Source organism: Neorhizobium alkalisoli (assembly GCF_002968635.1).
GTDB classification, from domain to species: Bacteria; Pseudomonadota; Alphaproteobacteria; order Rhizobiales; family Rhizobiaceae; genus Neorhizobium; species Neorhizobium alkalisoli.
On the sequence record NZ_PVBN01000010.1, the window covers coordinates 51,939 to 78,804 of the forward strand.

General features: G+C 57.8%; 30 protein-coding genes. 3 read left to right on the forward strand and 27 right to left on the reverse strand.

The annotated features are described in order from the left end of the window. Positions 1-42: 42 nt before the first annotated feature. From C5L13_RS20295 to C5L13_RS28800, 15 genes are all read right to left on the reverse strand, one after another. Positions 43-1,005 (reverse strand): arginase family protein, encoded by a 963-nt coding sequence (locus C5L13_RS20295; protein WP_105385091.1) that lies wholly within the window; start codon positions 1,003-1,005, stop codon positions 43-45. A 60-nt stretch (positions 1,006-1,065) separates the two neighbouring features. Beyond that, a complete protein-coding gene (locus C5L13_RS20300; RefSeq protein ID WP_105385092.1) occupies positions 1,066-1,758 on the reverse strand; it encodes an ABC transporter permease in 693 nt (230 codons plus the stop codon). Next, positions 1,755-2,426, reverse strand: a complete 672-nt coding sequence (locus C5L13_RS20305; protein WP_205836859.1) for an ABC transporter permease — start codon at positions 2,424-2,426, stop codon at positions 1,755-1,757. The genes C5L13_RS20300 and C5L13_RS20305 overlap by 4 nt, the downstream gene beginning before the upstream one ends. 23 nt (positions 2,427-2,449) lie before the next feature. Beyond that, on the reverse strand, positions 2,450-3,214 hold the full coding sequence (locus C5L13_RS20310; RefSeq protein WP_105385094.1) for a transporter substrate-binding domain-containing protein: 765 nt from the start codon (positions 3,212-3,214) through the stop codon (positions 2,450-2,452). A gap of 65 nt (positions 3,215-3,279) precedes the next feature. Next, on the reverse strand, positions 3,280-4,047 hold the full coding sequence (locus tag C5L13_RS20315) for an ABC transporter ATP-binding protein (protein ID WP_210202213.1): 768 nt from the start codon (positions 4,045-4,047) through the stop codon (positions 3,280-3,282). 622 nt (positions 4,048-4,669) lie between these two features. Next, positions 4,670-5,587 carry a LysR substrate-binding domain-containing protein gene (locus tag C5L13_RS20320; RefSeq protein ID WP_105385096.1) on the reverse strand — a complete coding sequence of 306 codons (918 nt, stop codon included), beginning with the start codon at positions 5,585-5,587 and terminating at the stop codon, positions 4,670-4,672. Between the two features lie 64 nt (positions 5,588-5,651). Then, on the reverse strand, positions 5,652-6,092 hold the full coding sequence (locus C5L13_RS20325; RefSeq protein WP_105385097.1) for an Lrp/AsnC family transcriptional regulator: 441 nt from the start codon (positions 6,090-6,092) through the stop codon (positions 5,652-5,654). A 19-nt stretch (positions 6,093-6,111) separates the two neighbouring features. After that, entirely contained in the window at positions 6,112-6,897 is a 786-nt protein-coding gene (locus C5L13_RS20330) for a phosphotransferase (protein ID WP_105385098.1), read from the reverse strand. A gap of 1 nt (position 6,898) precedes the next feature. Beyond that, complete coding sequence (locus tag C5L13_RS20335; RefSeq protein ID WP_105385099.1) at positions 6,899-8,323, reverse strand: aspartate ammonia-lyase; 1,425 nt, start codon at positions 8,321-8,323, stop codon at positions 6,899-6,901. Between the two features lie 16 nt (positions 8,324-8,339). Next, positions 8,340-9,215, reverse strand: coding sequence for a 4-hydroxy-tetrahydrodipicolinate synthase (dapA, locus tag C5L13_RS20340; RefSeq protein WP_105385100.1), 876 nt, complete (start codon positions 9,213-9,215; stop codon positions 8,340-8,342). 40 nt (positions 9,216-9,255) lie between these two features. Further along, on the reverse strand, positions 9,256-10,674 hold the full coding sequence (locus C5L13_RS20345) for an aldehyde dehydrogenase family protein (protein WP_105385101.1): 1,419 nt from the start codon (positions 10,672-10,674) through the stop codon (positions 9,256-9,258). Then, positions 10,671-11,732 carry a homoserine dehydrogenase gene (locus tag C5L13_RS20350; protein ID WP_105385102.1) on the reverse strand — a complete coding sequence of 354 codons (1,062 nt, stop codon included), beginning with the start codon at positions 11,730-11,732 and terminating at the stop codon, positions 10,671-10,673. Before C5L13_RS20350 ends, C5L13_RS20345 begins: the two co-directional genes overlap by 4 nt. A 327-nt stretch (positions 11,733-12,059) precedes the next feature. After that, positions 12,060-12,848, reverse strand: coding sequence for a PhzF family phenazine biosynthesis protein (locus tag C5L13_RS20355; RefSeq protein ID WP_105385103.1), 789 nt, complete (start codon positions 12,846-12,848; stop codon positions 12,060-12,062). A gap of 60 nt (positions 12,849-12,908) precedes the next feature. Next, positions 12,909-13,526, reverse strand: a complete 618-nt coding sequence (locus tag C5L13_RS20360) for a LysE family translocator (RefSeq protein ID WP_105385104.1) — start codon at positions 13,524-13,526, stop codon at positions 12,909-12,911. A gap of 19 nt (positions 13,527-13,545) precedes the next feature. Then, complete coding sequence (locus C5L13_RS28800) at positions 13,546-14,436, reverse strand: alanyl-tRNA editing protein (protein ID WP_158693486.1); 891 nt, start codon at positions 14,434-14,436, stop codon at positions 13,546-13,548. Positions 14,437-14,579: 143 nt separating this feature from the next. On the opposite strand from C5L13_RS28800, the gene C5L13_RS20375 reads away from it, so the two are divergent. Then, positions 14,580-15,173 carry a helix-turn-helix domain-containing protein gene (locus tag C5L13_RS20375; RefSeq protein ID WP_280952642.1) on the forward strand — a complete coding sequence of 198 codons (594 nt, stop codon included), beginning with the start codon at positions 14,580-14,582 and terminating at the stop codon, positions 15,171-15,173. 99 nt (positions 15,174-15,272) lie between these two features. Here the strand turns inward: C5L13_RS20375 and C5L13_RS20380 are convergent, their stop codons facing one another. The 5 genes from C5L13_RS20380 to C5L13_RS20400 all read right to left on the reverse strand — a co-directional run bounded on the left by C5L13_RS20380 (position 15,273) and on the right by C5L13_RS20400 (position 19,518). Next, positions 15,273-16,043 (reverse strand): amino acid ABC transporter ATP-binding protein, encoded by a 771-nt coding sequence (locus C5L13_RS20380; RefSeq protein WP_105385107.1) that lies wholly within the window; start codon positions 16,041-16,043, stop codon positions 15,273-15,275. Positions 16,044-16,107: 64 nt separating this feature from the next. Then, entirely contained in the window at positions 16,108-17,319 is a 1,212-nt protein-coding gene (locus tag C5L13_RS20385) for a hydantoinase/carbamoylase family amidase (RefSeq protein WP_105385108.1), read from the reverse strand. A gap of 25 nt (positions 17,320-17,344) precedes the next feature. Then, a complete protein-coding gene (locus C5L13_RS20390) occupies positions 17,345-18,001 on the reverse strand; it encodes an amino acid ABC transporter permease (protein ID WP_105385109.1) in 657 nt (218 codons plus the stop codon). After that, complete coding sequence (locus C5L13_RS20395; protein WP_105385110.1) at positions 18,001-18,666, reverse strand: amino acid ABC transporter permease; 666 nt, start codon at positions 18,664-18,666, stop codon at positions 18,001-18,003. Before C5L13_RS20395 ends, C5L13_RS20390 begins: the two co-directional genes overlap by 1 nt. Before the next feature lie 15 nt (positions 18,667-18,681). Next, a complete protein-coding gene (locus tag C5L13_RS20400; protein ID WP_105385111.1) occupies positions 18,682-19,518 on the reverse strand; it encodes a transporter substrate-binding domain-containing protein in 837 nt (278 codons plus the stop codon). Between the two features lie 135 nt (positions 19,519-19,653). Here C5L13_RS20400 and C5L13_RS20405 point away from each other — a divergent pair, with 135 nt between their 5' ends. Further along, positions 19,654-20,559, forward strand: a complete 906-nt coding sequence (locus C5L13_RS20405) for a LysR family transcriptional regulator (protein ID WP_105385112.1) — start codon at positions 19,654-19,656, stop codon at positions 20,557-20,559. 104 nt (positions 20,560-20,663) lie between these two features. Next, on the forward strand, positions 20,664-21,674 hold the full coding sequence (locus tag C5L13_RS20410) for a hypothetical protein (RefSeq protein WP_105385113.1): 1,011 nt from the start codon (positions 20,664-20,666) through the stop codon (positions 21,672-21,674). Between the two features lie 108 nt (positions 21,675-21,782). On the opposite strand, the gene C5L13_RS20415 is transcribed toward C5L13_RS20410, so the two are convergent. The 7 genes from C5L13_RS20415 to C5L13_RS20445 all read right to left on the reverse strand — a co-directional run bounded on the left by C5L13_RS20415 (position 21,783) and on the right by C5L13_RS20445 (position 26,823). Further along, positions 21,783-22,061: a LysR family transcriptional regulator gene (locus C5L13_RS20415; protein ID WP_245571393.1), complete on the reverse strand. Its 279-nt coding sequence runs from the start codon at positions 22,059-22,061 to the stop codon at positions 21,783-21,785. Between the two features lie 60 nt (positions 22,062-22,121). Then, positions 22,122-22,439 (reverse strand): DMT family transporter, encoded by a 318-nt coding sequence (locus tag C5L13_RS20420; RefSeq protein WP_105385114.1) that lies wholly within the window; start codon positions 22,437-22,439, stop codon positions 22,122-22,124. A 78-nt stretch (positions 22,440-22,517) separates the two neighbouring features. Further along, a complete protein-coding gene (locus C5L13_RS20425) occupies positions 22,518-23,723 on the reverse strand; it encodes a trans-sulfuration enzyme family protein (RefSeq protein WP_105385115.1) in 1,206 nt (401 codons plus the stop codon). A 39-nt stretch (positions 23,724-23,762) separates the two neighbouring features. Further along, positions 23,763-24,452, reverse strand: a complete 690-nt coding sequence (locus tag C5L13_RS20430) for an ABC transporter permease (protein WP_105385116.1) — start codon at positions 24,450-24,452, stop codon at positions 23,763-23,765. A 9-nt stretch (positions 24,453-24,461) separates the two neighbouring features. Next, positions 24,462-25,184 (reverse strand): ABC transporter permease, encoded by a 723-nt coding sequence (locus C5L13_RS20435; protein ID WP_105385117.1) that lies wholly within the window; start codon positions 25,182-25,184, stop codon positions 24,462-24,464. A 64-nt stretch (positions 25,185-25,248) separates the two neighbouring features. Then, complete coding sequence (locus C5L13_RS20440; RefSeq protein ID WP_105385118.1) at positions 25,249-26,010, reverse strand: transporter substrate-binding domain-containing protein; 762 nt, start codon at positions 26,008-26,010, stop codon at positions 25,249-25,251. Between the two features lie 30 nt (positions 26,011-26,040). Further along, complete coding sequence (locus C5L13_RS20445; protein WP_105385119.1) at positions 26,041-26,823, reverse strand: ABC transporter ATP-binding protein; 783 nt, start codon at positions 26,821-26,823, stop codon at positions 26,041-26,043. Positions 26,824-26,866 lie beyond the last annotated feature (43 nt).

Below are 26,866 nucleotides of genomic sequence, written 5' to 3' on the forward strand. Positions count from 1 at the left end.
ATTGTGGGGGCTTGGGTCAGTGAAGCTCAAGCCGCTCGACGATCAGGCGGTCTGTCGAACGATGACACCGAGTGCGGTCGTGATCAGACGGGCAACGTTGAGCGCTCCGATGTCATCCACATCGCGTTCCGGCATGTATTCGACAAAGTCCATCGCCGCGATCTTGCCCTTGGATGCCGCGCCTTTGATGAGGTCGACCATCTGATAATAGCTCAAGCCGCCGGGAGAGCGCCCGATGACGCTGGGAACAATCGACGGATCAAAGGCATCGGCGTCGATGCAGATCACCACATTGCTTCCCTGCGGGATCAGGGCAGTGACTGCGTCGAGCCCTGACTTGTGGTACTCGTATGCCGTGATGAACCTCACGCCGCTCTTTACGGCGTCGTCGTAGTCGGTGGTTGCTGCAGACCCGATACCGCGAGAACCGACCTGTATGATCCGCTCGATATGGCCCATCTCCGATGCACGCCGCATCGTAGACGAAAGGCCATAGCTCTCACCCATGTGTACATCGCGCCAGTCGATATGCGCATCGATCTGAAGGACTGTATATTTGCGTCCGCTACCGTCACGCCCGAGTGCCTCCAGCATCGGGATCGGAACGGAATCGTCGCCGCCCAGAAGAACCGGGACGGCACCCCGGCGGAGGATCGAGTCGATCGCATCACCGATCGTCTTTCTGTTCAACGCATAGTCCTTGTCGTCATAGGGAAGATTTCCACAGTCGACAGGACGGTTTGTCTTGCTCGGAAACACCGGGCCGCCATGGTCGAAATCGTGGCGATCGACATTGGCGGTGAGCGAACCGGTGGCGCGGCGAAGGGCGTCCGGCCCGTTGCGGCAGTAAGCGCCGACCGAAGCATAGGGGGTCGCGCCGGCTGCACCTATGATGGCGACGGGAGCCTTGATGTCATCGAGAGAGGTCGGGGCTTCCAGGCCAAGGAATGTCTTGGTTTCGGATGCGGCACCGTAAAGGGCTCCGAGGTTGGGCTTGTCGGTCAATGATGATCTCCTTGGTTCTGCCGCTTCGCGCGGTTTCGTTGCGGTCGGTGGTCTTGGGAATTAAGCGCTACGGGGTTCGAGATAGCCCGCGAAACGTCGCTGCACGATCTGGAACGCCGTGATGATGACAAAGGTGATGGAGAGGTAGATTCCGGCTGCAGTGACATAAGGTTCGAACTGGATGTAGTTATCGAGCGTGATGCGCCGGGCCACTCCGGTTGTCTCGAGAAGCGTGACGGTGCTGGCCAAGGAGGTCGCGTGCAGCATCATGATCATCTCGTTGCCGTAGAGCGGCAGCGAGCGGGTCAGCATGGCAGGTACGAGGATACGCGTGGCCTGCTTGCGCTTGGGAAGGCCATATGCGCGGGCCGCCTCTAGCTCACCTACCGGAATGCTTCTAAGCGCGCCCGCGAAAATCTCCGTGCTGTAAGCGGTAGTGTTCATGACAAACGCCACGAGTACGCAGACCAGAGGACTGGACAGCCAGGGCCATATGAAGCTCTGCCGGATCAGTCCGAACTGGGCCAGACCGAAATAGATCAGGAACAGTTGTACGAGGAGCGGGGTACCCCGAAAAAGAAGCGTATAGGCGCTGACGGCGTAACGCAGTCCGGGGCGCTCGTTGTTTCTCAGAAATGCCAGCGGCACGGCCAGCAGGAAGGATATCGCCAACGACGTAAACGCCAGGAAAAGCGTGAGCTTCGTGCCTGCGAGGTAGAGTGGTGCGTTCTCCGCAATGACGTTCCAGTTCATCGAGCCAGCTCCTTTTGTCCTGCCGAGGAGCGCTTCGCCACGTATGAAAGGCCGATCATCGAACAGAGGGTCACGCTCAGGTAGAAGCCTGCCGCTACAAGGTAAAAGGTGAAGGGCATGCTCGTCGCTTCAGCCGCTCCCTTGGCGCGGAACATGACATCGTGCAGGCCAATCAGGGAGGCGAGTGCGGTGGCCTTCGCCAGAACCAGCCAATTGTTGGTGAAACCGGGTAAAGCCAGGCGCGTGAGCTGCGGAAGGATGATCGCGAGGAAAATCCGTGTTCTTGGAATTCCATAGGCAAGGGCGGCTTCGACCTGGCCTTTGGGTATATTCAATAGCGCCGTGCGGAACGTCTCCGTCATGTAAGCGCCAAAAATCAGGCCAAGCGTGGCTATGGCAGCGCCGATGGGAGGGAATTCGAAATGGATGTCCCACGCAATCGCATCGGCCATTTGATTAAGGAGTGAGGGCAGGCTGTAAAATACGAGCAACATCCAGACGAGGTCAGGAATTCCCCGGATCACGAACGTGTAGACGCTCGCCGTTCTTCTTAGCGTCCTGCTTTCGGAGAGCTTGGCAAACGCTCCAGCCAATCCGATGGCCGTGGCCAGTACGATCGAGCACAGTGCCAGCAGCAGGGTCGTAGACCCCGCTGCCAGAATGCTCACGGAGAAATCCGTAACCATTGGTGTTACTCGCCGAAGTACTTCGTCATCAGGGCCTTCAAGGTGCCGTTATCGCGGACCTTGGCAAGTCCGGCGTTCACGTCCTCGAGGAGCTTCGTGTTCTTCTTCCCGATCGCGATCGCAACGCCTTCGCCGAATTCCTTGGCGTCTTTACCGGTCATTTCGGGACCTGTGAGCTCGAAGTCCTTGCCGTCTTCCTTCTGGAGGAAGCTGTGGACGATCTGCGCCTGGTAGCCGAGCACCAGGTCCGCGCGTCCGTTCGCCAGGTCGAGGAAGGGCGCGCTGCCGGAATCGTAACGCTTGATCGTAGCGTTCGGCATATGGGCCGTAACATAGGCGTCCATGGGGGTGCCCGTCTGGACGGCGATGGTCTTACCCGCTACGCCTTCGGGGGAAATGGTGATGCCCGCGCCTTTCTTGGCGGTGAAGCGGAAAATGGGATGATCATAGATGTCGCTAAAGGCGACGACCTGACGGCGCTTGTCGGTGACGGTCAGCTGCGAAATAAGGGCATCATACTTGCCCTCAATAAGGGAGGGGAACATGCCGTCCCATGCTGCGCCGATGATGTTGCAATCGAGCTCCGCTTCCTTGCAAATCGCTTCCATCAATTCGATATCAAAGCCGATAAGCTTGCCATTGGAATCGATTGACTCAAAGGGTGGGAAAGTCGCGTCTGTCGCGATCGTGACCTTCTCCGCGGCAAATGCCGGAGTGAGGAAGGTCGTGGCCAATACGAGAGCGCATGCGGAATTGATGAGAATCCTCATTGTTCTACCTCTGGTGATGTTGGGTTTTGTGGACGTCGCTGGCGCGCTTCTCTCCCAAGAAGCCGTCAGTGTTTCAGGCGGCCTGCCAGAAACTGTTGGAGCCGGGGGCTTGATGCGGAATTGAATATGGTCTCGGGCGACCCTTGCTCTTCGACGAGGCCCTGATGAAGGAACATGACCCGTGTTGACGCGTGACGGGCAAATCCCATCTCATGCGTCACGACGACCATCGTGCGACCTTCTTCAGCCAGGGTCTGCATGACCCGCAAGACTTCGCCCACGAGTTCCGGATCTAGAGCCGACGTCGGTTCATCGAAAAGCATGACGTCCGGGTTGACGCTGAGCGCCCGTGCGATGGCCACCCGCTGCTGCTGGCCGCCGGAAAGATGAGCGGGATATTTCTCAAGCACGTCAAAGCCGAGACCGACTTTAGCGAGGTTCTGTTTGGCCCGATCAATTGCGTCGGACCGCGAAACCCCAAGTGCGCTGATCGGCGCTTCGATAACGTTCGATAGCACGGACATATGCGACCAGAGACAAAAGTTCTGGAAGACCATGGCCAGCTTGGCGCGCATCGCCTGCAGTTGGCGGTGATTGGTCGGCCGCATGTATCCGTCGCGATCAAGTTTCGTCTCGAGTGTCTTTCCGTTGACGGATATCTGACCTGAATTCGGCCGCTCAAGGAAGTTAATGCAGCGGAGAAAAGTACTCTTTCCAGAGCCGCTCGCTCCAATGATACTAATAACGTCACCGGAAGTTGCTTCGAGCGAAATGCCTTTCAGGACTTCAAAGCTTCCGTATGATTTGTGCATATCCTTGACGGCAAGAGTCATGACCTGCGTCTCCCATTGATACGTGCTCCTAGTCATTTTTTATTCTTATTGGGCTCATCCTAATTGCAAATATTTGTGACGCGCAATTGACCATTCCTCAGCTCTTGCATGACCTGATTTCATGTATCGTCTCGACGTTTTGGCGGGTTGGAAGGATTTCTTGGAGTCATGTATGAAGAGGTGTCACTCATGATGCGTATATGCTGCCTGACCGAGCGGGACGATTAGTTGCCGGTGGTCGGGACTCGTCCATTCACTTTCGGCTTAAAGAAGAAGCGGATTACGCAGTGCCGTTTTGAGAAAATTGCAATCACGTGAAGGTGGAGTTCGCGATTATGCCATTTCCGAACCGAGCTTGGGCTTTATCTGAGATCTCAGAAACAAACTGTTTGCCCGTGCGCGGATTGAAGGCTTCTGCTCGATGACCACGAGGGACGTTATGTGACGCGATTGCCGATCTCCTTTCATGGTAGGCCTGCTTCAGATACGGGAGGACGTCGCCGAAGGGATTAAGGCCGTGCCCAATGTCTTCGTTCGGATGGTAAAAGGAGAGAACTTCGGCAGCAACTGGTCAAGCGGTGTTGAGCTGAACGAGAACATAGTTGGTTCCGGTACAACTCATTTATAAGGTTAGGAGAAGCGCCTGCCGACCAAACTGCGGAAGGAGCCAACGCAGAAAAAGCCTGACTGCAGGACGGGTCAGGTTTCTGTCAGTGGATATGACATGCCATGCCCCGAAAATGTCGATCGCAAACGGGAACGGCTTCACCAGCGTGTTTCGTTTGAGGTCGTGGGAGGCCAACATGTCGCTCACCAATGCCACGCCTGCACCGTGCACCGCGAGACCGATCGCCATGCCGAGATCGTTACAGAAGAGATGGCGAGCGCCCTCGTCAACACCCGGAAGATCGACCTCGGCGAACCATCGCCGCCATTCCGAACCATCATCCCAGTGAAGGAGCAGTGTCTTGCCGAGGCCTATCGGTTTAGCTGCCTGTCCGCCAATACCTTCGAGCAGTTGAGGCGTGCATACGGGGGCAACCGTGACCTGATCCAGCGAAGCGGACCATCTGTCCGGCCATCCCCCGTTTCCGAAAACCAACCCGATGTCGGTATCCTTTACCTCGTGAACCCTGTTGTTGTCGACGAAGGTGATGTGGCACTCGATGGATGGAAAATCGCGGCAGAAATTACCGAGGTTCTTGGCCAGCCACGTGTTCGCGAACATCGGAGGACATGCGATTTCAAGCTTGCCGCCTCCGTCTTTAAGGTCGGCCAGCCGCAGGGCGGTATCCGATATCTCCTGGAGGGCTTCGCCGACGGTCTTGGCAAGGACCCGCCCGGCGTCAGTAAGAACGAGGCCACGGCCCGCTTTCACGAATAGCTCGTAGCCGAGTGACTCTTCGAGACGTCTGATCTGATGGCTGACGGCGCTATCTGTCAAACTCAGCTCGTTGGCGGCCTTTGTCAGGCTGCCATGACGGGCGGATGCCTCGAAGGTCCGCAGCGTGGGGAGGGGAAGATGTCTTGGGTTTTTCATTCCACACCGGACGCCGTTGGCTACCGCGTCAGACACGTCCCTCACGACGGAAAGGGACGAGGCTCTACTTTCGGATGATCGATGACAGCGCGAACGCCGTCAAGGTGTCCCGGACTCCGGGCATATCTGCAATCTGCTGCCAGATTTGCCTGATGCGGTCCGCTTTTTCCGCTTCGACCCGCACGACAAGATCGAAGTCCCCGGTCATCACGTCACAGGCAACTACTTCGGGTATCTTGCGGAGGGAATTCAGGACGTCGCCACCTCGCATACGGTCATGGCGATAGACAAACATCAGCGCTGTTGTCAGGTTTTGACCGGCTTCGCCGTTCCCTGTGACGATCGTGTAGCCTTTGATGAAACCGTCGCGCTCAAGACGCTCTATCCTGACGCGCACCGCATTACGGGACAAGTTTATCTTTGCCGACAAATCCGCATGGGAAATCTTCGAGTTTGCCTTTAGTTCGGCCAGCAGTTGCTCGTCAATTCGATCAAGGGACTTCATGTGTGCACGGGCCAAAGGGCTATTTGGTTAAATCCGCAGCGATCGAGCCAAAGGCCGCCAAGGCCAGTCGAGGCAGCTGGTCTCTCTCACCCCTGCCTGCGTAGTACCTGGCAGCCGACGCGAGTACATACCCTGATAAAGCGCCTTTCTCGGCGTCGGTCAATGCCCGGACCGTCTCATAACCTCGCACGATCGCACTGGCGTGGTCGGTCGCGATCGCTCCAGAAGCTCCCGTTGTCCACTCGACGATGACATCGGCGATTTCCGCAACCAGCACATCATTGTGACGAAGCCTGAAGTTGATCACACCACAAACCGCATCGTTGAGGAAGAAGACATTGTCGTGATCGAGCGCGCCGTGGATCGGACCTGTTGGAAGGAGCGACGCCTTGCGCTTCGATTTCGGCTCGAGTGTCGTGTGGATCTGACCGACCACACGGCCAAGGCTTTCGCACCGACCGATGTTGGCGTCCTTTGAGGGAGAACCCGGCAGAAAACTCACAACGGCGACGAGACGTTCCGCAGCCCGCATTGTCGCCTTGCCGTCGAGCGTCCGGCGCGGCTTGGGGCACGGGACGCCGTTGGCGTAGAGGTTGTCCATGGTCTCGAAAGCCTGTTCGAGGTCCAATGGCTCCGCTCCGTTCTCGAAGAGCGTTACGATGAACTCGCCGTCAGAGGAACGAAACAGATAAGTGGTTTCCGTGTCGCCGTTCGCAATACCGATCACCGATGAAAGCGACCTGAGGCCGTAGGCTTCAGCGATGGTGATGCGATCGGCGTCAGATAGCTCCGTAAAGACGCTCATTCTAAATCCCCTGTGCGCTCGGTGCTAGAGACGTATCGGCGAAACCAGCTGCATGGTCAAACACCCTCTCGATCTCGCCAATCGTAAGAGTGCCGTCTTCCTCCACGACATCCCTCAGCGCCCGGTTCTCGATCAGGGCTTTTTTTGAAAGGGCGGCCGCCTTGCTGTAGCCTACGATCGTTGCGAGAGGTGTCGCAAGAACGAGCGATTGGTCGAGAAGCGCCTTACAGCGATCCACATCCACTTCGATACCATCGACGCACCGGACCTTGAAGATCTCCATGCCGCGCGAGAGCATTCGCATCGACTGGAGGATGTTCAGGACTATCACGGGTTCCATGGCGTTCAGTTGAAGCTGCCCGGCACTCGCTGCCATGGTGACCGTCAGGTCGTTTCCGATGACCTGGAACCCGATCTGGTTCATCATCTCCGGTATTACCGGGTTGACCTTTCCGGGCATGATCGACGATCCGGCCTGGACCGGCGGGAGCCGGATTTCGCCTAAGCCGCCACGCGGGCCACTGCTCAGGAGGCGGAGGTCGTTGCAGATTTTGGTGAGCTTTACGGCAATCCGCTTCAAGACGCCGGAGAACGAGACAAAGCCTCCAGTATCCGATGTCGCCTCGATCAGGTTTCGGGCGGAAATGACCTGTAACCCGGAAATCCTGCTGAGATGGCCGCAGGCCACGTTGGGGAATCCTGACGGGACATTGATCGACGTCCCGATGGCCGAGCCGCCGAGGTTGACCTCCTTGAGCAACCTGGACGCGGAATACACCTGATCTACGTCTTCGTCGATCAGCTCGGCAAACGCTTCGAACTCCTGGCCGACCGTCATCGGTACCGCATCCTGAAGCTGGGTGCGGCCGATCTTGAGCGCGGTCCGGTACTCGCGGGCCTTGGCGCGGAAAGCGTCACGCAAGTCGACCTGTGATGCCACGAGACCTTCGCAGGCCTTTAGGATCGTCAGACGTAGAGCGGTCGGATAGACATCGTTGGTGGATTGAGAAAGGTTCACATGATCGTTCGGATGGAGTTTTGTGTAGTCGCCCACATTGGCCCCGAGTTTCCGGAGCGCGATATTGGTTACCACTTCGTTGACGTTCATGTTCGTGGAGGTGCCGGCTCCCCCCTGCATCATGTCGACGGGGAAGTTGTCGTCGATCTCCTTTGCGTCAATCAGATCATCGCAGGCCTCGCATATGACCCGGCATTTCTCCTCGGACAGCAGACCAAGATCGAAGTTTGCGAGGGCGGCCGCCTTCTTTACCATCGCCATGGACTGGACGAGTTCCGGGTAGTCCTTCAACCTCATTCCGGAGACGTCGAAGTTCAACTCCGCGCGGCGGGTATGGACGCCGTAGAGGACGCCGGCGGGAATGGAAAGCGGACCGATCAGGTCGGCCTCGATTCTTTCTACGGTCATCTTCTCGATCCCTCCCCTAAAGAATGCCTGCGTGCCGCATGGCGTCGTCGATTTCTTGCTTCACGAGAGTGCTCACCTCAACGAGCGGAAGACGCAGATCGCCACCGATGCGTCCGAGGCGAGCCAGGGCGTATTTCGCACCCGCGGGGCTCGTCTCCAGGAAGAGCGCGCGGTGCAATGGCATCAGTCGATCCTGCAGATCGAGCGCCCGCGCATAGTCGCCGTCGATGCACGCTTGCTGGAAATCAGCGCAAAGACGGGGAGTGACGTTTGCGCTTACCGAGATACAGCCATGGCCCCCATGAGCCATGTAGCCCAGAGCGGTACCGTCTTCGCCCGACAGCAGGTTGAAGTCCTTACCGCAGGCCATGCGCTCGAGCGACGGCCGTAGAATGTTGCCCGTGGCGTCTTTTACGCCGACCACGTTCTCGCAGTCATTATAGATGCGCGCCAGGGTCTCGACCTGGATATCGACAACGCTTCGTCCGGGGATGTTGTAGACGATGATCGGCAGGCTCGCTGCGGCATCGATCGTCTTGAAGTGCTCATACAGACCCTGCTGGGTAGGCTTGTTGTAATACGGCGAGACAATGAGAAGGCCATCAGCCCCTGCCTGCTGGGCGTGCCGGACGAAATCGATCGCTTCCTCGGTGCTGTTGGAACCAGCGCCAGCAATGACGGGCACCCGACCGTTTGCTGTCTCGACCGTGATTTCGACGATCCGCTTGTGCTCCGCATGGCTCAGGGTTGGGCTCTCCCCAGTGGTGCCGCACGGGACCAGACCGGAAGAGCCTTGGGAAATCTGCCATTCGATGAGGCTGCGCAAGGCAGCCTCATCGACCTTGCCATCGGCGAACGGCGTGACGAGCGCGGTAATTGAACCTTTGAACACCTTTGAACTCCGTAGATGCTGATGGCGATAAGCGCGGCTTTTACGAATGCTTCAGCCTGTTGATGCAGACGACCTTTGGCTGCGTCATGTCCTCGTACGCAAAGCGTACGCCCTCGCGCCCCATGCTACCGTACTTGAAGCCACCGAACGGCATCGCGTCGAAGCGGTAATCGGAAGAGTCGTTGATCATGACACCCCCCGCTTCGATACGATCGGCCGCGTCGAGCGCATCTTCGAGGTCGTTGGTGAAGATACCCGCGTGCAGGCTGTATTCCGGGCTGTTGGCGAGGTCGATAGCGTCCGAGATGTCGTCAAACGGCTCGAGGATCACGATCGGTGCGAAAACCTCCTCGCTCCATGCGTCGCAGGTCGCGGGAACGTTTTCGAGGACCGTGGGCGGATAAAGGTTGCCAGAAGGCTGATGGCCGCAGAGCAAAGTTGCCCCTGCCTGGATAGCCCGGTCTACCATCGCGGAGGCACGGCCAACGGCCTTTTCCGTGATCATCGGTCCGACATCTGTATCGGTGTCCAACGGGTTGCCAGTCTTCAACTTGAGCGTCTTCGCGACGAACTCGTCGCGGAAACGTTCATAGATGGGGCGCTGGATCAGGATGCGCTGTGTACCGATGCAGTTCTGGCCGGCGGCCCAGTAGGCGCCTGATACGCAACCTTCGACCGCCGCGGCGAAGTCGCTGTCTTCCATGACGATAACAGGCGCGTTGCCGCCGAGGTCCATGGCAAGCTTCTTGATGCCTGCGACTTTAGAAATCGCCTCGCCCGTGGCGAAACCGCCCGTGAACGAGATCATCCGGACATCCTTTGCGGAGACAAGCGCCTTTCCCAGTTCCGCGCCGCCAATGGCAACAGTGATTACTTCTTCCGGTAGACCGGCAGCCACGAGGGTATCCACCAGCTTGATGGCTGACAGCGGCGTCAGTTCAGAAGGTTTGAGCAGGATCGAGTTCCCGCCCGCGATCGCCGGGCCGAGCTTGTGGGCGACGAGGTTCAGGGGGTCGTTGTAGGGGGTAATAGCGGCAATGATGCCGAGGGGTTCACGGGTGTACCACCCCTGGCGGGACTCCGAACCGGCATAGGAATCAAACGGAATGACCTCGCCCGCATTGCGCTTGGCTTCGTCGGCGGAAAGTTTGAGCGTATTGATGCAGCGTGTCACTTCCTTGCGTGCCTGGGTGATCGTCTTGCCCGCTTCTCGGACAATTAGGACTGCGAAGTCGTCTTTGTCCACGGCAATCAGGGACGCGGCCTTTTCGAGAATCGCGGAACGCTGGTGGCGAGGCAGGGCCCGTGCGACACGCGCTCCGTTTCTGGCACGATCGATCAGCCCTGGGACGGAGTCCGCTCTGGTTTCGACGACGGTCCCAAGGTGAGCGCCGCTGTACGGGTCGCGTACGATAATGGATTCTGCCTCGGTGTTGGCGCGGGCGGCGTTCTGCATCATGCTGCTTCCTTCTTCAGGCCCACACCGCTGGCGTTGTGGATTGCGACGATGTCGGAGAGGAGGGCATAGGCGGTCTCGACGCGGCCAGCGCCTGGTCCCGTGACCGTGACAGCGCCAAGAAGCTCGGTGTTCAACGAAACGGCATTGGTCGCGCCGCTGACTGCCGCAAGCGGATGCTCTAGCGGGAGGCACTTCGGCTCGACGCTACCTATTACGGTACCGTCAGCGTTACGGACGGCAGAGCCAATCAACTTCCAGCGGCTGCCGGACTTAGTCGCGGCGTCGATGTCGGCGGCCGTCAGGCCGGAAATGCCCTTTCGCGAAACATCGTCGGGGGTGAGGTTGGCACCGAGAAGCTCGTTCGCCAGGATCACGACCTTAAGGCGCACGTCGTAACCCTCGACGTCGGCGGTCGGGTCGGCTTCGGCATAACCCAGTTCCTGGGCTTCCTTGACGGCGGCGGAGAAGTCCATACCCGTTTCCATCCGGCCGAGCACGAAGTTGGATGTGCCGTTGAGGATACCCTCGAAGCCTTTGAGCTCGGCTCCGGCGAGCGTCCTTTCCGCCATCCGGATAACGGGAGTACCGCTCATTACCGAGCCTTCATATTCGAAACGCAGACCGTTCTTCTTTGCCAAGGCCTTTAATTCCTTAGCTCCGATCGCAACCGGACCCTTGTTTGTCGTCACGACATGCTTTCCGCTTTCCAGGGCCCAGCGGCAATGGGAGACCGCGGGCTCGCCGTCTTTGGGGTTGGTGAACGTCGCTTCCACGATAATGTCTGCAGGAGCGGTCTTGATGATCGTCTCGTTGTCGGCTTCTGCGCTGCCGCCGGAGAGCTGTCCGAACCCGCCTTTGGAGAACTTTGTCTCTACCAGGGTCTTTGCATCAAGGCCATTGGGAGAAGTGACCGAACCAAGGTACAGATCGCTCACGGCAACGATGTTCAGTCCGAAGCCGAGGTCGCGCTCCCAAAGCTGGTTCTTCGTTGCGATCAGTTCGGCTAGTGCGCGGTTCACGCCGCCAAACCCGATCAATGCGATATTATAGACTGTCATGGGAGCCTCCGATTGTTGAATGCCCCCATGATGAAGAGCTAATTGCACTGCCGAAACGAGGCAAGCGGACCAAATCACAGTGCAAATTGCTCAAACATCGTGCCGCTTGCATTCCCAGCCTGAACCTGCCTAGCTGCACTGATTTTACGATGGATTTTATTCTAGGTTTTCGCGACGTATCTCGCAGCGTCGAACCGGATACAGCCGGGCGGTTTCGATCCTGAGGCTCGTGCGCACGAACGTGGCGACGCCCGATCGCTCATCCGTCCGAATGGCTGCGCCGGCTCGATACAGGACGGACCGTTGCACCACGGCACCTCACTTTCATCAGCAGAAAATCGTAGCCTTCATAAAGGTCACTGCGTTTCCCAGGAGGATGACGCGATCATCGACCAGTTCGCACTCGAGCAACCCGCCACGCGCCGATGCCTGACAGGCCTTCAGCTTTTCTCGACCCAAACGCTGGGCCCAGTACGGCACGAGCGTAGCGTGAATTGACCCCGTGACGGGGTCTTCAGGAATCCCTGCACCGGGAGCGAAGTAACGCGACACGAAATGCACGCTGTCTCCCACTTCTGACTGGCCTGTTATAACAAGCCCCACGGGTCCCAGACGCGTTATGGCGGCTAAATCCGGAATGAACCGACGTACTGCGTCGGCGCTTCCGAGATCAGCAAAGATATTCTCGAAGTTCCGAAAGATTGCTGCCGGCGGGGATGCAAATACCGTCGATATTTCCTCTGGCAGCTTATCCAGGTTCTCTGGGGGTAGTCGCGGGATGTCGAGACTGTATCTCGCATCCATTTTAGAGACCCATAATTTGCCGACGCGGGTATGGAAAAGCAAAGGCCCACCTGCCTGCTTTTCCGTGAATATGATGTGCGCGGTCGCAAGTGTCGCATGACCGCAAAAGTCGACCTCATGCGCAGGCGTGAACCAGCGCAGATTCCAGTCTCCATCCGATCGCAATGTTGCGAATGCTGTCTCGGCCAAATTGTTTTCCTGCGCGATCGCCAGCATCGTTGAATCCGGAAGCCAGTCGTTCAGCAGCAGCACCGCAGCGGGATTCCCACCAAACAAGCGGTCGGTGAAGGCGTCTACCTGATACATGTCCATCTATTGATATCCCGAATTACGGATTGAAGCCTAAGAACGTAAAGGTGACGAACTTCTCCGTCACCGCGAAAGGTTTGTCGTCGCCAGCAGCATGCCGAATCCAACGAGCAGAGCCCCGAAAACGCGGTCTATCCAATGCCTCACCTTCATTATGTGCGCCCGGATGGGGCCAGCGGAGAAGAACAAAGCTACAAGCGCAAACCACGCGACATGTGCACCTGAGATAAACGCACCGTAGCTGACCTGGACCGGCAAGGGCGTTGATGGCTGGACTACTTGCATGAAGAGACTGACGACAAAGACAGTCGTCTTCGGATTTAACGCGTTCGTCAGAAAGCCAATTCGTAGAGCGCCAAAATCTGACAGGGCAATCTCCCTAGTGCTCGTAACGTCGCCCTGTGGCTTTGCACGTAGCATCTTGATGCCTAGCCAGATCAGATAAGCGGCTCCGATGATCTTCAGGGCGTTGAAGAGCCAGATCGACTGAGCCATGAGGACGCCGACGCCGAGGATCGCATACGTGACGTGAACGAGCACCCCGACACCGATACCAACGGCAGTGAGTACCCCTGCACGACGCGATAGAAGCAGGCTGTTGCGCGACACCATGGCGAAGTCGGGTCCAGGGCTGATGACGGCAAGGATTGTGATGGTGATAACCGCTAGCAGTTCTGTCATTGGTTTCTTCGATTTGAGACTATTCGGTGCGGACGCGAGTAGTCATGACGAAGCCGTCCTCGGTGGGGGTGAGCGTCACGTTCACCTTCCCGATTTCCGAGAGAGCTGCGACATGGGTCCCCCCGCATGGAATGGACACCTCGGCACCGTCGAGTTCGGTCCGCCATACCCGCACCTCATCTAGTTGCCCCTCCGAAGGGGTAACAGTTACGCGGGCGTCTTTAGCAAGCCAGGCGGTTATTCTCTGGTTGATCTCACCAGCCACACTGTCCAGTTGACCCAACAGGCCATCTCGATCGATCCCCTTTTTCTTGAGGGATTTACCCAGACGGTAAACATCCGTGGACGCTTCAGGCGTGATATTTGCTGTTTCGATAGCTGCCTTGTCGAAGTTGGGACGTCCTCGCGTATCGCGATCCTCATAGTCCTTCTTCCAAAAGGGAGCGGCCGCTTCGTTCAGCGCGAAGGCTGCAAGGTGTGCAGCCGTATGAGCGGCCGACAGTCCTTTGCGTTGGGTGGCGTCGACGAGAAACCGCGCCTCAGCGCCAAGATAGGGGAGGATGTTCCGATCGGAATTTACAATATGAGCAACAACACCGTGCCAATCGCCCTCATTTTTTCGGATGGCCGCTGCTTCGGCGCCGATCAGAAGGGCTCCGGTGCCTGCGTCGACCAGACCAGTCAGGGAGTCGATGACTTCGGCTACCGTGCCATCGCCGAACTCGATCTTGCCGCGGTCGCCGGGTTGGTCGGGCCATCGAAAGCTGACCGGATGAAATGGCGTGCTGTCCGCTATAATAAGCCAGCCGCCTTCGTGAGACGCTACATGATCAATCCTGCCACGACCTTCTAAGGCACCTCCCGCAAACGAGATCACGCTACCGGTCTTTAGGGAAGTCACAATTGTCATCGAGCAAGGCCTTTCACAATGGTTATTGCCCTTTTGGTGGGAGGTCTATTCGTCCGCCGCGATTGCGGGATAGGGCGTCAGTCATTATGGTGACCGTAGTGCCTAAGAAGGGTGAAGTCAATATAATGACCGATTGTACACTTATGTCGAACGCTGAGGCTGTTGTCAGCTCGACCCTTGCTACGCGCATACGGACACTCCGGCAAAAAAGGGTCTTGAGTCTCGATGCTCTGGCGAAGAAAACGGGTCTCTCCAAGGGTACTGTTGTCGCGCTTGAGAATGGAAAAGCAAACCCGAGCATAAGTGTTTTATGTAGGCTCGCGGCGGCTTTCTCCCTGTCGGTTTCTGATTTGCTTGCTGCCCCGGTTGAAGGGGCTAGTGGCGCGATTGAACGCACCACACCACAAATCCTTTGGAGCAGCCCCCACGGTAGCCGGGCACAACTTCAGGCTTCGACGTCGGGTCAGACAATGTTCGAGCTTTGGACCTGGACTATGGTTCCCGGCGATGTCTTTCGGGCCGAAGGACACAGTCCAAATACACGAGAGCTTATCACTGTCTTTGAGGGCGTCGTGCGGATAAGCGTCGGAGCAGACACAATCGTCCTGAACGCAAACGAAAGCGCCCGGTTAGTAACTGATCAAGATCACTCCTATCAGGCTGAGGGTGAGCTACCAGCCCGCTTCACCATGGCCGTCCTCGAGCGAGGGGGGCAGTCCGACGAGCTCGCCGAATGAGCCCATTCACGAGTTAGGGGTAAATTCTGTATCCGCTCCGCCCGAACCGCTTATCCAGCCTCCGGCCATGAAATTCAAGGTGGCGAACCAGCGGCGCGCTTAGTGGACGATCTGACTCAGGAACGCCTTGGTCCGTTCATGCTGGGGGTTGGCAAAGAATTCTGTCGGGGCGTTCTCCTCGATAATCTCTCCACGGTCCATAAAGATGACGCGATCTGCGACCTGGCGCGCGAACCCCATCTCGTGCGTTACACAAAGCATAGTCATACCGTCCTTGGCGAGCTGCACCATGGAATCGAGGACTTCGCGCACCATTTCCGGATCAAGCGCGGACGTCGGCTCGTCAAAAAGAAGAACCTTGGGTTTCATGCAAAGCGCCCGCGCGATCGCTACGCGTTGTTGTTGGCCCCCGGAGAGCTGAGACGGGTACTTGTGGGCCTGATCGGCGATCCGCACTTTTTCGAGGTACTCGAGCGCTGTGTCCCGCGCTAGGCTTTGCGGCACCTTCTTGACCCACATCGGAGCAAGCGTGCAGTTCTCAATGATGGTGAGGTGGGGAAATAGATTGAAATGCTGGAATACCATCCCGACGTCACGTCGAACGGCATCGACGTTTTTGTTGTTGTCCGTCAGTTCGATCCCGTCGACGACGATCTTTCCTTTCTGATGTCTTTCAAGCCAATTTATGCAACGGATCATGGTAGACTTGCCGGAACCCGACGGTCCGGCGATGACGATCCGCTCTCCGGTTCTGACCTCGAGATTGATGTCTTGAAGGACTTTGAAAGCGCCGAACCACTTCGACACCTGACAGAGCGAGACCGCGATGTCATGAGCCTTGCTTTCGGGCTGTTGGGTGGCAGACTGCATCAATATTCCCCTTCTTTTCTGGCGACGCACAGGCGAGGGAATTCCTCGCGGCGTGAATTCGAGATCAATTCGTGAGGAGGTTCAAGGCGCGGGCAAACGTCTCCGCTCCCAGCAGGAGATCCCCGATCGCCGTGTCCTCCTCGAAGTTATGGCTGATACCGTTGATCGACGGCACAAACAGCATGCCCATCGGCATGTGCTTCGACACGTTGGCAGCGTCATGTAGCGCTCCTGAGGTGAGCCGCCGCCACCCGTCTTTCGCCGTCATGTCTGCAGCACGCTCGAACGCGCCGACGATGGCGGGATCGCAACGAGTGGCCGGAATGGAGGTGTAATTCGATTTCTGCCATTCCAGGCCCATGTGGCAGGCGGTTCGGGCGGCCGTCTCGCATATCACCTCATGCATACGGTCAAGAAGGCCATCGTCGGGATCGCGCCATTGAACCGAGAAGTCCGCCCGGCCGGGGACAATCGAGACGGCGTTTGGGTGAAGGGCCACATGTCCAATCGTCCACACGGTCGACGATGTCACGATCTCGTGCAGCTTTCGGTTCAGTTCATGCGCGAACATTGCCAGACCCTGGAAAGCGTCTTTCCGCATGGCCATTGGCGTTGTCCCAGCGTGATTCTGCTGGCCTTGGAATGACAGGTGCTCGCTGCGTATCCCGACGATATCGCTGACCACGCCGATCTTTTCGCCTAAGGTGTCGAGAACCGGGCCTTGCTCGATATGGAGCTCGAGGAATGCCCGGAACCAATCGACTGGAACGTCCGTAACAGGCCCGATCCTTGTGGCTTTCTGCCGCTCGTCGGCAAACCGTACGCCGTCCGCGTCGACCAACAGGTCGGCTTCGTTGATAGAGAGCTGGTGTGTCCAGACCCTGCTTCCGGTCAACGTCGAGAACCGCCCTTCCTCGTCTTGGAATGACACGCAGGCGATCGGCGGTCCGCCCTGTTCACGGCTCGCCCTTGCGACCTCCAGGCCGACGATGACCCCCAGCGCGCCGTCGAGCCACCCGCCCTCGGGCTGCGTATCGGAGTGCGACCCTACCAGAATGCGGTTTTTCTCGTTCTCGGGAATGCCGAACACGTTTCCGACCGGGTCGACATGAACCGTGAGGCCAGCATCCGCCATCCTGCTTGCCAACCAGATACGTGACGCGATGTCGGCGTCGCTGAAGGCTCGCCGGACTACACCCTTGCCACACTCGCCAAAAGAACGCAGCTCTCTAAGGTCGGCAAGCATGCGCTGGCCGTCGATCTGAAATCTAGTCATTTGAGAAAATCCTGGTAAGCGGGGTTTAACGGGCGGGTTTAAGCCATGCCATTTGTCTCTCGAGGAAGCCTGCCAGTGCCATTATCGAGAGAACGAGCACGAGGTAGAGAATGCCGATAATCGCCCAGACTTCGAAGATGAGGAACGTCTGCGTGATCACGACCTGCCCTGAGAACGTCAGCTCCGCGACGGATACGCCCGCGAGAAACGCCGACTCCTTGCATAAGGTCGCCAGCAGATTGACGCTCGCGGGGAGAACGAACGGCATGAGCTGGGGAAGTATGATCAGGCGGGACTGCAGGAAAGGACCGATCGCCAAAGCGCGAGCTCCTTCACGCTGGCCGTCCGGTATCGAGTTAAGACCGCCTCTTATGATTTCGGCCATGTAGGCGGCGCTGTAGATTGCGACGGAAACCAGACCGACGAGCACCGGCTCGAAGCGCATTCTCATGACGCCGAGTAGGGCAAAGAGAAGCATCGCCTGAATGAGAAAGGGTGTATTTCGGATCAGCTCGACATAGGAGCGGGCGAGCCAGCCCGCTATCCGGTTTTTCGAGGTCAGGAGGATGGCGAGAAGTGCGCCCAAGACGCTCCCGATCGCAAAGCCGCCGCTGACCAGAATTATGGTCCAGAGAAAACCTCTGAGCAGGGTGCCGCCGTGGTTGCTGAGGAACTCGATCATTACCTGGCCCTCCCGACTGTAAGCCTGCCTTCGAGATAGCGGGACGCCCACGCGATCGAGCCTATGAGTATGAAATAGAGCACGCAGGCAGCGAGCAGCGGCCCGAGTGGGTCGAACGTCTGCATGGTGACCTGCTGGGAGCGTCGGGTCAGGTCAACGACCGTGATAAGGGACAACACTGGGGAGGCCTTTATCAAAAACCCGACTTCGCCAGCCAGGGCGGGCAAGGCGATCGGAAGGATTTGCGGCGTGAGGACAAGACGCCACAATTGATACTTGCTAAGGCCGAGCGCGTAACCGCCTTCCGTCTGGCCCTTCGGCAGTCTCGCAATCGCGCCGCGAAGAACCTCAGACTGGAACGCGGCGCCGTTCATCGCGAGCGCTATCACGCCGACCCAAAAGGCGGACACCCGGCCGAGATCGAGTAGCGCGGGCATGCCAAAATAGAGCAGGAAGACAAGGATGACGATTGGCAGACCCCTCATCAGCGTGACGTAGACCGTGACGCTCCAGACAAGCAAGCGTTTGCCCGATCGCCTCGCGGCGACGATTAGGATTGCCCCGGCCAGTGCCAGAACCGACGCGAGCCCGCAGATCAGAAGGGTTGTCACCAGACCGTCCAACAGAAGCGGGACGGTCTCGATGCCTTTGACGATGTACTTCATCGGTACCTCTCAGGCTCACGGCTTGAGCTGTATCGCGTTTTCCGGGAGATAACCGTCTTCAGGCGTGGCGGATTCGAGCCCAACCCACTTCTTCTGCATTTCCGCGATCTTGCCCGACTTCACGAGGCGGGTGATCGTATTGTTGACGGCTTCGAGCAGCGTCTTGTCTTCAGGACGCGTGACCCAGGAGAGATATGCGGGCTTGCCGTACGAAAACGTCACCTTAAAAGCGCCAGGGGAGGTCTTCATGAAGTCGGCCGCCGAAATGTTGGGTACGACAATAGCGTCGACCTGTCCGGAGCTGAGGTTGAACGCCGTATCCGGATAGGACTGGAACAGCCGTAGATCGCCAAACCCCGAGCCGCCACCCTTTTTAAGTTCGTCGTTCATCTGCCGCGCGACGGCATCTGTCGAGCTGCCGAGTTGGGTTCCCACGAGAACGCCGTTTAGATCGGAAAGCTGCTTGATGCTGTCGTTGTCGGCTGACACGACGACGTTGTTATCGATCGCGGCGAACGGGCGGGAAAAGGTGTAGGCTTTTGCCCGTTCCGCGTTCGGCGTGACGGAGGTGGCGACAAGGTCATATTGCTTTGCGGCCAGTCCGGACAGGATACCTTGAAACGGAAGGTCGAGTTGTTCCACCTTGACGCCGAGGTCCTTGGCAAACTCGGCGAGCAGCTCGGAGCCAAACCCCGTTATCTTGCCGTCTTCGACGAATTCGAATGGTTTAAAGGCTGCTTCCGTGGCGACCGTGATCTTTCCAGCGGCCTTGATCTTGGCGAGTGTGTCTTCGGCATGAGCGACCCCGGCCATGAGCGCTGATACCGCAAGTGAAATAAGAAGTGTTTTCATGGTTCCCTCTTTTTGTTTGTTCCCGATCAGTCTGGAAATGCAGGCTGAGTGATAGTGACGGTATCTGAAAAAAATTGCGGAAGAACCGTGAAGATGGTTAGCTCACTTGCAGGATTCCGCAAGTGAGTGGCATTGATGATAAGATTTGCGCTGTCGAGCTACGACATTAAGCATCTGCGTAATTTTTTGGCAGTTGTGGAGCATGGAGGGGTGTCTTCCGCAGCTTATCGTTTGAATGCAAGCATATCCAGCATCAGTCGTGACCTGTCGGCGCTGGAAGATCGCCTTGGGTTGCAACTGTGCCGGCGGGGGCGATCCGGTTTTGCCCTGACTCCGCAGGGCGAGGAGGTCCATCGGGCGGCGACGCAGCTCCTTTCCAACATCCACTCCTTCGAATTGATAGTTCAGAGCACGAGGCAGTCGCTGGCGGGAACGTTTACCCTTGGCGTTATCGACAACGTCGTCACCAACCCGAGCGCTGGCGTGATCGCGGCCCTGTCGGAGATGCATCGGCTGTTTCCGGGAATGCTGATTAGCGTCAGCGTTCATACGGTGTCGGTCATCGACGTCCTCGTTCGCGACAACAAGGTCGATTTCGCGATCACCAGCCAATGCGAAGGCTTCGAGCAACTCGAGTACCAGCCTGCCTTCGTGGAGGAACATCGTCTCTATATCTCGAAACTGTCGCCATATTACGAACGGGCCGTGGAGACGCTAAGCGGCGACCACCGATCGAACTCCGATATCGCTGTGCCATACATTTCCAGAGATTTTAAAACCGACGAGTTCTCGATTTTCGAACGAAAGTACCCGCTACAGATCGCGGCCAGAGGAAGCACCTTGGAATCGGTACTGGCGTCCGTCCTCGCTGGTGTTGGGTGTGCGTTGCTTCCCTCGCACTTTGTCAAGCAGGTCGATGACGGGAACCTCGTCGAAATCGAGACGCCGGACACCCCGGTGCAGGTCCAGTTCCATTTCGTCTATCGGCGCGACAACGCCGATCGCCGTGCCGTCCGCGCTCTCTTGGACCGCTTCCCATAGTTCTATTGTTGCCACATCCTGCAAATGTGATTGCGTAGTTTGAGCCTTACTGGGTGCGTTCCGCTGGTTAGGGTGTCCTCATTTCCAGTAAAGAGGACATAGGCATGACAACGACAAACGCAGCGCCGCTCACTGCCGCAGACGCCCCGGTTTTCGTGGAATCGGAGTGGGCCACGCTCAGGGAATGCGTTTACGGTTCGCCTGACGCATGGGTGCTTCCCAAGTTTTTGAGCGACTCCAAGCTTCGTGCGCAGGGCGAGCACGGAAAGTTCTGGGAGCAGAACCAGGGACGGGACGTCAAGGAAGTGAATCCCGAACTCTTCGCCGAGTTCAGCAGCCAGATCAGCGGAGCCATCAAACTCCTTGAAGACCTCGGCGTTCGTGTGCACGTGGCCGGGGAGATCAGTGCACAGAACCGCAAATTCCCACGGGGAGAGGATCACGGCGTTCAGACGGCGTGGATGCGCGACCCTTTCGTGACGATCGGCAACAACGTCATCGAGCTCGCGCCCCGAAGCTACTTCCATCGTCGCCAGCGCTTCGCGATCCGCGAATTCCTCGGCGCGACAATGGATCGCGGCGCTCGCTACTTTGCTCAGCCGGACGGCGGTGCCGACGAGTATGTCGATGGCACGGGCTGGGGTTATCTCGAGGGTGGCGATATTTTTGTCGTCGGACGCAACATCCTCGTTGGCAATTCGGGTGGCTGCAGTAATCCGGAAGGCGCGCGTTGGCTCCAGCACATGCTCGGCAGCGAGTACAAGGTGCAGACGGTCAAGATCGACCCGATGTTTCCACATCTCGACTGCGTGCTCATGACGCCACGCGAAGGTGTCGCCATCGCAAGTCTCGAGGCCCTGCCAGAAGGTCTCCCCGATTTCATGAAAGACTGGGATGTCCATGCTGTTCCCAAGGCTATGGCAAAGGCCCATATGGCATGCAACAACCTTGTCCTGGATGATCGCACGGTCGTTGTGCCCTCGGAAGAAGCTTTGAACCCGATCGCTGATGCTCTCAAATCCCGTAAGTTCGAGGTAATCCGCATTCCGTACCGCGCGCCCTGCGCAGCGGGGGGCTCGTTCCGCTGCGCGCATCAGCCGCTCATCCGGAACTGAGATCACGCCGCCCGGCCCCATGAGGTCCGGGCGGCAACAGCTAGCCATTCCGAGTTTCAGAGCCCTCGGGCTTCGCTCTGTAGCAAGATCGACACACAGCACTTCGGATCAGGAGATTTTGTAAATCTCCGGCACCCATTTCGCCAGCTCGCCTTCCAGAAGCCGGACTCGTTCAAGGTGTTGTAACAGCACCTGTCCCTCTGGGGTCACCATGCATGGTTTACCTCGAATGATGAGCTGTGCGGATACATGATGCTCTAGTTTGGTTATCCGCTGTGAAATGGCCGAAGCGGATATATGCAGCGTCTCAGCTGCCTTCTCGAAGCTTCCGGCACGAATGACGGCGTCAAGTGCTTCGATGGCAGGGTAATTCAACACGACTTTCATCCGTTGACCCTTCTGGCCTCTCTTCAGCGCTCTTGCGATCGAGTTTACACCTTTCGCGCCTTACGCGCTCGAAAGCTTCATCATGAGAATACCTGCCACGATCAGGGTCGCTGCAGCGATCCGCATTGGGGCAACGGGCTCTCCCAGAACGGCCAGACCCACGATGAACGACCCGACTGCCCCTATGCCGGTCCAGACCGTGTACGCGGTGCCGAGAGGTAGGACCCTCATTGCAAACGACAATAGAACGCCGCTGGCGATCATTGCTGCGACTGTGACGGTTGATGGAAGCAAGATCGTGAAACCTTCTGACCGCTTCATTGAATAGGCCCAGACGACCTCGAGGAGACCGGCGATGAAGAGTATGAACCAGTACATTCGTTTAACCCGGAGTTGTCAGGTCTCCGGCGAAGGAGGGCGACCTTTAAGGCCGCCCCCGGTGGCGGAGACCGCGTTTCACGCAAAGGTGAGATCGAGCGCTTGTCTGACGTCGGCGATGATGTCTTCTGGGTCCTCGAGGCCGATGGACAGTCGGAGATGCCCGTATTTCTGGAAGTCCAGCGGATAGCGTTCCGCGCCGCCACGTCCCCCGCCACCGACGTGGACAATCAGGGATTCGTCGTGCCCCAGAGAGACGGCTGACGTGATAATCTTGAGGTTTGATACAAAGCGGTTCTGGACTTCAGGACCGCCGTCGACCGCGAAAGCGATCATGGCTCCGTAGCCCTTTCCGCCGAATTGCCGCTCGGCCAACCGATGCTGATCGTGGCTCGGCAGGCCGGGGTAAGTTACAAACGCCAGGCGCTTCTCACTGTCGAGGTAGTTTGCGACCGCTTGCGCCGATGAGAAGTGCTGGCGCAGACGAAGAGGGAGGGTCACCGATCCACGGGTGATAAGCCAGGCGTTGAACGGAGATATCGTTCCGCCAAGATCGACGAGCGCGTCGGCCTTGATGTGGTGGATAAGCTTCTTGGAGCCGATGACAACGCCGCCCATGGCATCGCCATGTCCGTTTATGTACTTCGTCAGCGAATGTGCGACCAGATCCGCACCAAGTTCCAACGGACGGAAGAACGGTGGCGGGGTAAAGGTCGAGTCGACCGACAGGAGCGCGCCCGAACTCTTGGCTATGTCCGCGAGCGTCGCGATATCTGCCACCTTGGTTGTCGGGTTGGCGATGGTCTCCGTGTGGATAAGTTTGGTGTTCGGGCGAACGGCAGCCCTGACGGCGTCCATGTCTCCCATGTCCACGAAGGTTGCCTCTATATTGTAGCGTTGCGGCAGGAGCTCAGAGAACAAACGCCAGACGGCCTCGTAGGTGACGTCTCCGACAATGACGTGATCGCCCGATTTGAGGAAGGTGAAGAACACGGCATGAAGCGCGGCGACACCAGTCGCGAAAACGGCGGCGTCTTCTCCGCCTTCCATCGCGGCGAGTTTACGCTGAAGGCAAATCTGGTTGTGCCCGGAATTTCGGGTATAGGACGGCTCTTCAGTGTCAGACCAGTCCATGGTGGATGGATCATAGGGCAGGGCGTAGGAGTTTGCCATGACGATGGGGGTGCGGACGGCACCCGAGGTCTTGTCCATTTCGTTGCCGCCGTGGACCGCCAGGGTGTTAAACGACAGGGACGAAAGTTTGTGTTTATCAGGGTTGGTCATAGTTTTGGTCTTTCGGTTCTTTGAGTTCCACTGGATGCGTTAGCGGCGGGTTGGAACTGCGTTTTCCAGACGCTGGAAAGCTTGGGTGATGAGGAATGTCAGGGCCACGTAGAAGGCTGCGACAAGGATCAGCGGCTCGTAGACGAGGAGCGTGTCTTGCCGGATTTTGTAGGCCGCCCCGTAAAGGTCCATGACGGTGACGGAGAAGACGATCGGCGTTGCCTTGAGCTGTAGGATGATTTCTCCTGCAAGCGTTGGCAGCCCGATCCTGATGGCTCTCGGGAGCCAGATACGGCGAAGGACCATGAAGGGCGGCATTCCAGCGGCTTTGGCCGCTTCCAGTTCGCCCTTGGGCACGGCGAGAAGGGTGCCGCGCAGGATTTCACCTTGATACGCGGCGAAGTTTAGCGTGAGCGCGACCCCGGCGAAAAAGACGCCCTCCCGCATGATCGGCCAGAGAAAGCTGCCTCTCAGGCCGGGAATATGCGGCAGATAGGAACCAAGGCCGTAGTAGATGAGCCAGAGCTGTATCAACAAGGGTGTTCCCCGGAAGAACGTGCAGTAGCTCTTCGCCGCATATTTCAAGACAGGGTTACGTCCGACCTGGGCTACCGCGAGTAGCACGGCAATCCAAAATCCCACTGTGACGGAGATCACCAGAAGCAAGCAGGTTAGGAGCGCGCCATGCAGAAGCAATTCGCGGTAGGAAACTATCCAACTGAAATCCATGGTGGCCTCCTAGTTGACGGGCCTTTGGCCGCGGCGGAAATACATTTCGATCGCGGAGAAGAGCAGATTGGAGGTAATCGTTATTGCGAGGTAGATCGCCGCAGCCGCCAAGAAGAACAGCATGTACTGCTTTGTGTTGCTGGCGGCGACGCGAGCCGCCAGTGCGAGTTCTTGATAACCGACGACGGCAATCAGGGCGCTGTCCTTGATGACCGAAAGCCAGAGATTGGCGAAACCGGGGAGGGCGTTTGGTAAGAGCGAGGGCAGGACGATGCGCCTGAAACGCATGGTTGGCCGCATTCCGAACGCCTTCGCCGCCTCCACCTGACCAACAGGTATGGACAGGATCGCGCCCCTGATGACTTCGGTCATGTAGGCACCCTGCACAAACCCGAGAACCGCGATCGCTGCCACGAGGCCGTTCACTTCGATCGGCCCCATCCCCGCCAGTGACAGCACATGGTTCAGTCCGCTCGTGCCTGCGTAAAATAGGGCCACTATCATAACGAGTTCCGGTACGGCGCGGACAACGGTCGTGTAGACGTTGAGCGTGAAACGGATGGGACGGGGACCGCTGAGCTTCCCCAGCGCTCCGACCAAGCCTAGGATCATTCCGAGCAGATAGGCCCCGGCGGAAATAAAAAGCGTTGCCAGTGCACCGGTCAGTAGGACGCCGCCCCATCCGGGTGGAGAGATGTAGAGAAGCTGAAAAATTGAATTCGAGGAGTTCATCGCTAACCTTCAAGGTCGGGTGATCCGGCCCGCGCAGTCATGGCGGGCCGGAACTGACCCAGTGTCAGTAGGGGTCGTAGTCGAAGTATTTTTTGCTGAACTCGGCGTACTTACCGTTGGCACGGATGGCCTTGATAGCACCGTTCAGCTTCTCGCGGAGTTCGGTGTCGCCTTTGCGAACGCCGCCCCCGACACCTTCCCCAAGGACGGCGTCATCGGCAGGTACGTCACCTTTGAACTCGCAGCACTCCTTGCCGAGATCAGACTTCAGAAATTCCTTCAACGGGCCCGTGTCAGAGAAGCTGTAGTCAATTCGGCCTGCGGACAAATCCTGGTAGGCTTCGTCAACAGTTGCATAGCTCTTCTCGGTCGCAATGTCGGCAAAGTGCTTCTTGAAATATGCCGAATGTGTCGTCGACACCGCGATGCCCACTGTTTTTCCCTCGAGCTGAGCGGGCTCAACGCCGAGAATGCCATCCTTAGGGCCGACAAAGCTGGCCTTGGCCGAGTAATATTTGTCGGTGAAGTCAATCCGCTTCTTGCGCTCGTCTGTGATCGACATGGAGGACCAGATCACGTCGATCTTCTTGCTTTCGAGCGCGGGAATGAGACCGTCCCACGCGACGTCCACAATCGTGCACTTCTCCTTGAGCTGCTCGCAGACTGCGTCCATGAGGTCGATTTCCCACCCGACCGACTTTCCGGAAGCGTCTTTGGTCGTGTACGGAGGATATGCCTCGTTTACGACGCCAAATCGAATTTCGGCGTGTGCGTTGCTGGCGAGCATCGTGGTCGCCAGGATAACTGCTTTACCCCAGTGTTTCATGTCAGTTCCCTTGTTGCTGATGAGTGGTGGTCAGTGCGAACCAGCTGCAATGAATTCCTTGCAACGAGTGCTCGTGGGTGCGCCAAAGACCTGGGAAGGAGGGCCTGTCTCCTCCACCTGGCCTTGGTGCAGAAACATGACGCGACTTGAGACGTCGCGCGCAAACTTCATCTCATGGGTGACCATGATCATGGTGCGTCCCTCTTCGGCGAGGCCGCGGATGACCTTCAAAACCTCTCCTACAAGCTCGGGGTCGAGAGCCGACGTCGGCTCGTCGAACAGCATGACGGCCGGATCGACACATAATGCCCTCGCGATGGAGGCGCGCTGCTGCTGGCCGCCCGAGAGGAAGGCCGGATAGGAGTCCTTTTTCTCGTAGAGACCGACTTTGGCGAGAAGCCCTTCGGCCTTCTCGACCGCCGCCTTTCGGTCAACTTTCAACACGTGAACCGGAGCCTCGATCACATTCTGGAGGATCGTCATGTGAGGCCAAAGGTTGAAGCTCTGGAAAACCATGCCCAGACCGCTGCGCATCCGTTCGATCTGACGCCAGTTTGAAGGCTGGGATCTTCCATCGCGGCCCTTCCGAAATTCCACTTCCTCGCCGTTTACGCGGAAGCTACCTTGATCGGGTATCTCAAGGAAATTGATACAGCGCAGGAACGTGCTCTTTCCTGACCCCGATGAGCCGATGATCGAGACGACATCGCCCCTCACGGCCTCTAGCGAGATGCCCTTGAGCACTTTGAGGCTTCCATAGCTTTTGTGGACATCCCTTACGGCAAGTGCCAGCTGATTATTATTCGAAGACATTTTTTCCTCCTCGGCGGAAGCCTGCTCCTCTGCAGGCAAAGCT

Bases quoted from the DNA above. Each gene is read 5' to 3' on its own strand.
- C5L13_RS20300 (WP_105385092.1), bottom strand. From the start codon at position 1,758: ATGAACTGGAACGTCATTGCGGAGAACGCACCACTCTACCTCGCAGGC.
- C5L13_RS20310 (WP_105385094.1), bottom strand. From the start codon at position 3,214: ATGAGGATTCTCATCAATTCCGCATGCGCTCTCGTATTGGCCACGACC.
- C5L13_RS20315 (WP_210202213.1), bottom strand. From the start codon at position 4,047: ATGACTCTTGCCGTCAAGGATATGCACAAATCATACGGAAGCTTTGAA.
- C5L13_RS20320 (WP_105385096.1), bottom strand. From the start codon at position 5,587: ATGAAAAACCCAAGACATCTTCCCCTCCCCACGCTGCGGACCTTCGAG.
- C5L13_RS20325 (WP_105385097.1), bottom strand. From the start codon at position 6,092: ATGAAGTCCCTTGATCGAATTGACGAGCAACTGCTGGCCGAACTAAAG.
- C5L13_RS20330 (WP_105385098.1), bottom strand. From the start codon at position 6,897: ATGAGCGTCTTTACGGAGCTATCTGACGCCGATCGCATCACCATCGCT.
- C5L13_RS20335 (WP_105385099.1), bottom strand. From the start codon at position 8,323: ATGACCGTAGAAAGAATCGAGGCCGACCTGATCGGTCCGCTTTCCATT.
- C5L13_RS20345 (WP_105385101.1), bottom strand. From the start codon at position 10,674: ATGATGCAGAACGCCGCCCGCGCCAACACCGAGGCAGAATCCATTATC.
- C5L13_RS20350 (WP_105385102.1), bottom strand. From the start codon at position 11,732: ATGACAGTCTATAATATCGCATTGATCGGGTTTGGCGGCGTGAACCGC.
- C5L13_RS20355 (WP_105385103.1), bottom strand. From the start codon at position 12,848: ATGGACATGTATCAGGTAGACGCCTTCACCGACCGCTTGTTTGGTGGG.
- C5L13_RS20360 (WP_105385104.1), bottom strand. From the start codon at position 13,526: ATGACAGAACTGCTAGCGGTTATCACCATCACAATCCTTGCCGTCATC.
- C5L13_RS28800 (WP_158693486.1), bottom strand. From the start codon at position 14,436: ATGACAATTGTGACTTCCCTAAAGACCGGTAGCGTGATCTCGTTTGCG.
- C5L13_RS20375 (WP_280952642.1), top strand. From the start codon at position 14,580: ATGTCGAACGCTGAGGCTGTTGTCAGCTCGACCCTTGCTACGCGCATA.
- C5L13_RS20380 (WP_105385107.1), bottom strand. From the start codon at position 16,043: ATGCAGTCTGCCACCCAACAGCCCGAAAGCAAGGCTCATGACATCGCG.
- C5L13_RS20385 (WP_105385108.1), bottom strand. From the start codon at position 17,319: ATGACTAGATTTCAGATCGACGGCCAGCGCATGCTTGCCGACCTTAGA.
- C5L13_RS20390 (WP_105385109.1), bottom strand. From the start codon at position 18,001: ATGATCGAGTTCCTCAGCAACCACGGCGGCACCCTGCTCAGAGGTTTT.
- C5L13_RS20395 (WP_105385110.1), bottom strand. From the start codon at position 18,666: ATGAAGTACATCGTCAAAGGCATCGAGACCGTCCCGCTTCTGTTGGAC.
- C5L13_RS20400 (WP_105385111.1), bottom strand. From the start codon at position 19,518: ATGAAAACACTTCTTATTTCACTTGCGGTATCAGCGCTCATGGCCGGG.
- C5L13_RS20405 (WP_105385112.1), top strand. From the start codon at position 19,654: ATGATAAGATTTGCGCTGTCGAGCTACGACATTAAGCATCTGCGTAAT.
- C5L13_RS20410 (WP_105385113.1), top strand. From the start codon at position 20,664: ATGACAACGACAAACGCAGCGCCGCTCACTGCCGCAGACGCCCCGGTT.
- C5L13_RS20415 (WP_245571393.1), bottom strand. From the start codon at position 22,061: ATGAAAGTCGTGTTGAATTACCCTGCCATCGAAGCACTTGACGCCGTC.
- C5L13_RS20420 (WP_105385114.1), bottom strand. From the start codon at position 22,439: ATGTACTGGTTCATACTCTTCATCGCCGGTCTCCTCGAGGTCGTCTGG.
- C5L13_RS20425 (WP_105385115.1), bottom strand. From the start codon at position 23,723: ATGACCAACCCTGATAAACACAAACTTTCGTCCCTGTCGTTTAACACC.
- C5L13_RS20430 (WP_105385116.1), bottom strand. From the start codon at position 24,452: ATGGATTTCAGTTGGATAGTTTCCTACCGCGAATTGCTTCTGCATGGC.
- C5L13_RS20435 (WP_105385117.1), bottom strand. From the start codon at position 25,184: ATGAACTCCTCGAATTCAATTTTTCAGCTTCTCTACATCTCTCCACCC.
- C5L13_RS20440 (WP_105385118.1), bottom strand. From the start codon at position 26,010: ATGAAACACTGGGGTAAAGCAGTTATCCTGGCGACCACGATGCTCGCC.
- C5L13_RS20445 (WP_105385119.1), bottom strand. From the start codon at position 26,823: ATGTCTTCGAATAATAATCAGCTGGCACTTGCCGTAAGGGATGTCCAC.